The following is a 6,304-nucleotide window of genomic DNA, read 5'->3' on the forward strand; positions in this document are numbered from 1 at the left end:
TCGAGAATTTTCACCATGTCGCGCCATCCCACCAAGATCGTGTCCTCGGAACATCTCGTGTCTGACACAAGCGCGGAGCTATCCGAGTTGGAGTACGCGCTCATCATGGCCGGCAATGCATTCAACCGCTGGATGGTGCGTTGTATGTCGGCAGCCGGCGAAAAGGACATGACCGCGATCGAAGTCTCGCTGCTGCACCACGTCAGCCATCGCGAGCGGCGCAAGAAGCTGGCGGACATCTGCTTCGTGTTGAACATCGAAGACACGCACGTCGCCACTTACGCGTTGAAGAAGCTCGTAGCTAGAGGGTATGTAAAAAGCGAAAAGACCGGCAAGGAAGTGTTTTTCTCGGCCACCGATGCGGGCCGTGAGCTCTGTCTGAAGTACCGCGAGGTGCGCGAGAGCTGCCTGATTTCGACACTGAAAGAAAGCGGCCTGACCAATGAGCAGATCGGCGAGGCGGCGCAACTGATGCGCAATGCGTCCGGACTGTATGACACGGCCGCGCGGGCGGCGGCGTCTTTATAACAGGGGCCGCGGGCTCGGCGGCTGATGAAGGATGCGCCGCGCCGCTGTTCGAACGCCTACTCTGCCGGGCGTGGATAGAGGCCGGCTTCCGTCACGATCAGATCGAGCGGGATGTCATGGGCTTCGCGCTGCAACGCATCCGTGCGGCACGCTTCATAGGCGATGCCGACCGTGACCGGTTTCTTCCCACCCGGCCACGCAGCCAGCGTGCGGTCGTAGTAGCCGCCACCGTAGCCTAGCCGGAAGCCGTCGGCGTTAAAGCCGACGCACGGCACGAACAGCAGATCGGGAACCACGACACGCCCGGAGGTGGGCTCGGCGATCTTGTGATGGCCGATCTTCATCGGCGTATCCGGCGCCCATGCGTGGAATTCGAGCGGTACGCCGCGTTCCTTGACGATCGGTAAGCTCGCCTCGCGTTGCGCGCCGGCTGCGAGCCAGATCGCAATGGCGGCGCGTGCGTCGAATTCGCCCGCCAGCGGCCAATAGAACCCCACGCTGCTCACGCCGTAGTGTTTCAACGCATCGAGAATGCGACGACTGAGCGCGGAGGCGTGCGCCGGCTCGGAAGCCGCTTGTAGCCTTGCTTCCAATAGCATTCGACGCAGTGCCTTTTTCGATTCCGCGACGGGGTTGCATGCTATGCTTGGGTTCAATTCGCGCTCCAGAAACAACGATGTCAAAACGCCTCTATCGAGTATATCGCGCGGCCGGTCTGGCGCTTGCCGCTGCGGCACTCGTCGCGTGCAGCACGGCCTCGGCCGTCAAGCCCATTCCCCTTTCGCAACTCACAAACGACGACCAGACCTTCGTCCAGCTTCGCGAAGCCGCCCGCACGAATGACGCGGCGCGCGCGGCGCAATTGGCGAGCATGATCCCGAACTATCCGGCGCCTTCGTATCTCGAGTACTTCCAGATCAAGCCGCAGTTGTTCGATTCCAGCGGCCATGCGCGTATCGACGCGCCGGATGCGCCGGTGCTGGCGTTCCTGCAGAAGTACGATGGGCAAGCGATCGCCGACCGCATGCGCAACGACTACCTCACCGTACTCGGTGCACGTCACGACTGGCGCAACTTCGATCAGCAATACGCGCGCTTCGTGTTGAACGACGATACGCAGGTGAAGTGCTATGCGCTCGAATCGCGCGCCGCGCGTGGTGAAAACGTCGCGGCTGAGGCGCGTGCGTTGCTGGTCGATCCCAAGTGGTACGGCGATGGTTGCGTCGATCTGATCACCTCACTGGCAGTCAACCAGCAATTCAGTTCTGACGACGTGTGGCAACAGATCCGTCTCGCGTACGAACAGAACTACACCAACACGGGCAGCAAGCTCGTCGATGCGCTCAGCAACCAGCCGCCCGACCCGGTGCTGTTCAACCAGGCCACGAGTACGCCGCCGTTGCTGCTGGCGCGGGGCGTCGGTCCGGATACGCAGTCGCACCAACTCGCGTTGCTCGCGATCACGCGCATGGCGCGCAACGATCCGGCCATGGCGGCGGCCACGTTTGCTTCTGTGGCGCCGTCGCTGAGTTCGCCCGAGCGTGCCATTGGCTGGGGCACGATCGCCTATCAGGCCGCCGCCAAGCAGATGCCGAGCGCGGTGGACTGGTACCGGCTCTCGGTCAATGCACCGCTGTCGAACCCGGCGTACGAATGGCGCACCCGCACCGCGCTGCTCGCGGGCGACTGGACGATGGTGCGCTGGTCGATCGAACAGATGCCGGCGGCGCTGCGCAATCAGCCGTCGTGGGTGTACTGGCATGCCCGTGCGCTCAAGCAAGCTGGCGACACGGCCACGGCCAATCAGGAATTCGAGTCGATCTCGCAGGGCTTCAACTTCTACGGCCAACTGGCTTCGGAAGAGCTCGGCCAGAAGATCACCGTGCCGCCGAAAACGACGGTGAGCGACGCCGAAGTCCAGCAGGCCGGCAACACGCCGGGCTTCGATCTGGCGCAACGGTTCTACGCATTGAATCTGCGGCTCGAAGGCAATCGCGAATGGAACTGGCCGCTGCGCACCATGAGCGACCGGCAGCTGATCGCCGTGGCCGAATACGCGCGCCGGATCGAGTTATATGACCGCACCGTCAACACGGCGGACCGCACGAAGACCGAGCACGATTTCTCGCTGCGTTATCTGTCGCCATTCAAGGATATCGTTGAGCGCGATGCGCAGTCGAACGGGCTGGATGTGGAATGGGCGTACGGGCTGATTCGCCAGGAATCGCGCTTCATCATGAACGCGCGCTCGGAAGTCGGCGCGAGCGGTTTGATGCAACTGATGCCGGGCACCGCGCAACTGGTGGCGAAGAAGATCGGCCTCGGCCCCATTTCGCGCGAGCAGATGAACGACATCAACACCAACATCCTGCTCGGCACGAACTATCTGTCGATGATCTACAATCAGTTCGACGGATCCGCTGTGCTGGCCACCGCCGGTTATAACGCCGGTCCCGGCCGTCCGCGCAACTGGCGGCAGTCGTTGCAGCGCCCGGTTGAAGGCGCGATCTTCGCTGAATCGATTCCGTTCCAGGAAACGCGCGATTACGTGAAGAATGTGTTGTCCAACACGGTCTACTACGCGGCATTGTTCGAAGGCCGTCCGCAATCGCTGAAGGCGCGTCTGGGTTACATCGCACCGTAAGCGCCGTGCCGCCGTCGCGTCATTGCTGATGCGGCGGTGTGCACGCCAGCTGTTGCCGCGGCTTCCACCAGGGAGTCGAAAAATGCGACATAAAGCCATTGCGATTATCGGCGGTTCCGGTTTTATTGGCAGCCATCTTGTCAACGCCCTCGTTGAAATGGGCAAAGACGTGCGCATCGCCACCCGGCGCCGCTACAACGCCCGCCATCTCACCCTGCTACCCATCGACGTGATCGAAGCCGACGTGTTCGATCCGGTGCAGCTCGCGCGTTTCGTGGAAGGCGCCGATTGCGTGATCAACCTCGTTGCCACGCTACATGGCAAACGTGGCACACCCTATGGTCCGGAATTCGCGCGCGCGCACGTCGAATTGCCGACCAAAATCGTTGCGGCGTGTGAAGGCAAGGGCGTGCACCGGCTGATTCATATCAGCGCCCTCGGCGCCGATTCGAACGGGCCGAGCATGTATTCGCGCTCGAAGGGTGATGGCGAAAAAGCCGTGCACGCGGCGAACCTCGCGTGGACGGTTTTCCGGCCGTCCGTGGTGTTCGGTCCCGAAGACCAGTTCCTCAACAAGTTTGCGTTCTTGCAGCGAATGTTTCCGGTGATTCCGCTTGCCATGCCGGATGCGAAATTCCAGCCGGTGTACGTCGGCGACGTGGCAAAAGCGATCTGCAACGTGCTCGACCTCGATGCGGCCAGCGGCCATACCTACGAACTCGGTGGTCCCACCGTCTATGCGCTCGAAGACCTCGTGAAGTATTGCGGCGATGTGATTGGCCGGCATGCGCGAATCATTCGCTTGCCGGAAGCCTTGGCGCGCCTGCAAGCGCTGACGTTCGAAATGGCGCCAGGCGAACCGGTGATCTCGCGCGACAACCTCGATTCGATGAAAGTCGACAACGTGTTGAGCGGACCGCTTGCGCCTGAACTCGGCATCGAACCCGCCAGCATTGAAGCGATCGCACCTGTATATCTGACCGGCGCATCGGCGCGTTCGCGCTTCGACTCGTTTCGCGCCAGCGCGGGCCGCTGAACCTTTTTCAACTTCCTTTTTATACGAAGCATGAAGCTGCTCATCGGTGACAAAAACTATTCGTCATGGTCGATGCGTCCGTGGCTGCTGTTCAAACATTTCGGCATTCCGTTCGAAGAGGTGCTGATTCACCTGTATGTGCCCGGTACGAAGCCCGCGATCCTGGCGCACGCGCCGACGGGTCCAGGCAAGGTGCCGTGTTTGATCGGCGACGACGGATCGGCCACCTGGGATTCACTGGCGATCGCCGAGACGCTGGCTGAGCGCTTCCCGCAGCATGCGCTGTGGCCGCGCGACCCGGTGGCGCGCAGCCACGCGCGCAGCGTGAGCGCCGAAATGCATTCGGGTTTCGGCGACTTGCGCTCGAATATGTGGATGAACATTCGCGCATCGTTTCCTGGCAAGAACGCCACGCCGGGCGCGCTGGCCGATATCGCTCGTATCGAGGCGATCTGGCGCCACGGTCTCGACACGTATGGTGGCCCCTTCCTGTTCGGTGAGTTCAGCATTGCCGACGCGATGTACGCACCAGTCGTGATGCGCTTCAAGACGTGGCAGCCGGCGCTGTCGGAAGCCTCTGCGGCCTATGTGGATCGCGTGATAGCGCTGCCGGCGGTGAAGGCGTGGGTCGACGACGCGCATCGGGAAACGCACACGATTCCCTATCAAGACGTATGCCCATGAATATCTACGCGGTAGGCGGAGCCATCCGCGACGAGTTGCTGGGCGTGCCGGTGCAGGACCGTGATTACGTGGTGGTTGGCGCGACGCCTGAACAGATGGTGGCGCAGGGTTATCGTCCGGTGGGCAAGGATTTCCCCGTGTTCCTGCACCCGCAGACTCACGAGGAATACGCGCTCGCGCGCACCGAGCGCAAGACGGCCGCGGGCTATCACGGCTTCCAGTTCTTCTACGCGCCGAACGTCACGCTCGAAGAGGATCTCGCTCGCCGCGACCTGACGATCAACGCGATGGCGCGCGAGGTGCGCCCGGACGGCGAACTGACCGGTCCGGTGATCGACCCGTTCAATGGTCAGGGTGATTTGCAGGCACGACTCTTCCGTCACGTTAGCGATGCGTTTCTCGAAGATCCTGTGCGAATTTTGCGGATTGCGCGGTTCGCGGCACGTTTCGTCGATTTCACTGTTGCGCCGGAGACGATGGCGCTGATGCGCAAGATGGTGGCCGACGGTGAGGTGGATGCGCTGGTGGCCGAGCGTGTATGGCAGGAAGTGTCGCGCGGGTTGATGGAGAAGAAGCCGTCCCGCATGTTCGAGGTACTGCGGGAATGTGGCGCACTGGCGCGGATCCTGCCGGAAATCGACGCGTTGTTCGGCGTGCCGCAGCGGGCTGATTACCACCCTGAAGTGGATACGGGCGTGCATGTGATGATGGTGATCGACCATGCTGCTCAGCAGGGGTACGCGTTGCCGGTTCGGTTTGCGGCACTCACGCACGACCTGGGCAAAGCGACGACGCCGGATGACGTGTTGCCGCGGCATATCGGGCATGAGGGGCGCAGTGTGGATTTGCTGAAGCCGTTATGCGAGCGGTTGCGGGTGCCGAATGAGTGTCGCGACCTGGCGCTGCTGGTCGCACGGGAGCATGGGAATATTCATCGCGTGATGGAGATGGGCGCTGGCGCGTTGGTGAGGCTGCTTGAGCGCAGCGACGCGATTCGGAAACCAGCGCGTTTTGCTGAAGCCTTGCAGGCTTGTGAGGCGGATGCTCGTGGGCGGCTTGGGTTTGAGATGCGGGAGTATCCGCAGGCTGAGCGGTTGCGGGTTGCGCTGGTCGCTGCGCGAGGCGTGGATGCAGGGGGTGTGGCTAAGCGGCTCGTTGATTCGCCTGCAGGGATTAAGGATGCGGTGCATCAGGAGCGCGTTCGCGCTGTGGAAGTGGCTCTTGTATGAGGGTTTTTTGCCTTTGGCGGTGGGGGTTTCCTTTCCTCGATTGATTTTTTTGCCTGCGCGGCGTTTATTGTCTGTTGGCCTGTGGCGTTGGCCTTTCCTTGTTTTGTTATTGGTTTATTAGCGTTGCCCCTGTGCGGGGCGGCACTTACTTTCTTTGCCGCCGCAAAGAAAGATAAGCAAAGA

General features: G+C 61.8%; 6 protein-coding genes. 5 read left to right on the forward strand and 1 reads right to left on the reverse strand.

Going from position 1 to position 6,304, the window contains the following annotated elements; translation table 11 throughout:
- The first annotated feature begins 15 nt into the window (after nt 1-15).
- Entirely contained in the window at nt 16-528 is a 513-nt protein-coding gene (locus PQQ52_RS33125; protein WP_054040851.1) for a winged helix DNA-binding protein, read from the forward strand.
- A gap of 56 nt (nt 529-584) precedes the next feature.
- Here PQQ52_RS33125 and PQQ52_RS33130 read toward each other — a convergent pair whose 3' ends face one another.
- A complete protein-coding gene (locus PQQ52_RS33130) occupies nt 585-1,127 on the reverse strand; it encodes a 5-formyltetrahydrofolate cyclo-ligase (RefSeq protein WP_408221005.1) in 543 nt (180 codons plus the stop codon).
- Nucleotides 1,128-1,204: 77 nt separating this feature from the next.
- On the opposite strand from PQQ52_RS33130, the gene PQQ52_RS33135 reads away from it, so the two are divergent.
- The 4 genes from PQQ52_RS33135 (at nt 1,205) to PQQ52_RS33150 (ending at nt 6,121) form a co-directional block, all read left to right on the forward strand.
- Nucleotides 1,205-3,172 (forward strand): lytic transglycosylase domain-containing protein, encoded by a 1,968-nt coding sequence (locus PQQ52_RS33135; RefSeq protein ID WP_408221007.1) that lies wholly within the window; start codon nt 1,205-1,207, stop codon nt 3,170-3,172.
- Between the two features lie 82 nt (nt 3,173-3,254).
- Nucleotides 3,255-4,208, forward strand: coding sequence for a complex I NDUFA9 subunit family protein (locus PQQ52_RS33140; RefSeq protein ID WP_408221009.1), 954 nt, complete (start codon nt 3,255-3,257; stop codon nt 4,206-4,208).
- Between the two features lie 30 nt (nt 4,209-4,238).
- Nucleotides 4,239-4,892, forward strand: a complete 654-nt coding sequence (locus PQQ52_RS33145) for a glutathione S-transferase family protein (protein ID WP_408221010.1) — start codon at nt 4,239-4,241, stop codon at nt 4,890-4,892.
- Nucleotides 4,889-6,121: a multifunctional CCA addition/repair protein gene (locus tag PQQ52_RS33150; protein WP_408221012.1), complete on the forward strand. Its 1,233-nt coding sequence runs from the start codon at nt 4,889-4,891 to the stop codon at nt 6,119-6,121. The genes PQQ52_RS33145 and PQQ52_RS33150 overlap by 4 nt, the downstream gene beginning before the upstream one ends.
- Nucleotides 6,122-6,304: the final 183 nt, after the last annotated feature.

Origin of the sequence: Paraburkholderia sediminicola, from assembly GCF_046030555.1 — a bacterium.
Taxonomy (GTDB): Bacteria; Pseudomonadota; Gammaproteobacteria; order Burkholderiales; family Burkholderiaceae; genus Paraburkholderia; species Paraburkholderia sediminicola_E.